At 61.8% G+C, this 628-nt stretch carries 1 protein-coding gene and 1 pseudogene; both read left to right on the forward strand.

Annotated elements, in window-relative coordinates; translation table 11 throughout:
- Positions 1–69: 69 nt before the first annotated feature.
- On the forward strand, positions 70–378 hold the full coding sequence (locus ACPUD7_RS17760; RefSeq protein ID WP_009883324.1) for a transposase: 309 nt from the start codon (positions 70–72) through the stop codon (positions 376–378).
- Positions 375–628, forward strand: a pseudogene (locus ACPUD7_RS17765) (IS3 family transposase); the annotation flags it as partial. The gene ACPUD7_RS17760 and the pseudogene ACPUD7_RS17765, both read left to right, overlap by 4 nt.

Consider the following 628-nt stretch of genomic DNA (forward strand, 5'->3'; position numbering starts at 1 on the left):
GGGACTGATGCAGGGTTAGGTGACATCTAATCTGGCTTGTTCATAGGCAAGCCTGGAAGGATAGACACCATGCCACAGCCCTACCCGAAAGAATTCCGCGACGACGTCATCCGCGTCGTCCAGACCAGGGATTCCAAGACGACGATCGGACAGATCGCCAAGGACTTCGGAGTCCACGAAGGCACCATCAACAAATGGCTCCGCCAAGCAGAAATCGATGCCGGCAACAAACCCGGCAACACCAGCGACGAGTCCGCCGAACTACGAGAGATGCGTCGGCGCAATCGTCTGCTTGAGCAGGAGAACGAGGTCCTGCGCCGCGCGGCCGCGTATCTGTCACAGGCGAATCTGCCGTCAAAAGGCTCTACCCGCTCGTGAGAGAGCTCGCCGCCGACGGGATCCCCGTGGCGGTGTCGTGCCGGGTCTTGAAGCTCTCCCGCCAGCCCTACTACCGGTGGCTGGCAGCACCCATCCCTGAAGCAGTCGTCATTGAGGCATATCGGGCCGATGCGCTCTTCGATGCCCACCGCGATGATCCCGAGTTCGGGTACCGATACCTCGCCGACGAAGCCGAAGCGGCCGGCCAACCCATGGCGGCACGCACTGCGTGGCGGTTGTGTTCGGCCAA

It is taken from the genome of Brevibacterium sp. FAM 24630, from assembly GCF_049804075.1.
Taxonomy (GTDB): domain Bacteria; phylum Actinomycetota; class Actinomycetes; order Actinomycetales; family Brevibacteriaceae; genus Brevibacterium.

Coding starts and splice junctions, on each gene's coding strand:
- ACPUD7_RS17760 (WP_009883324.1), top strand. CDS start 70: ATGCCACAGCCCTACCCGAAAGAATTCCGCGACGACGTCATCCGCGTC.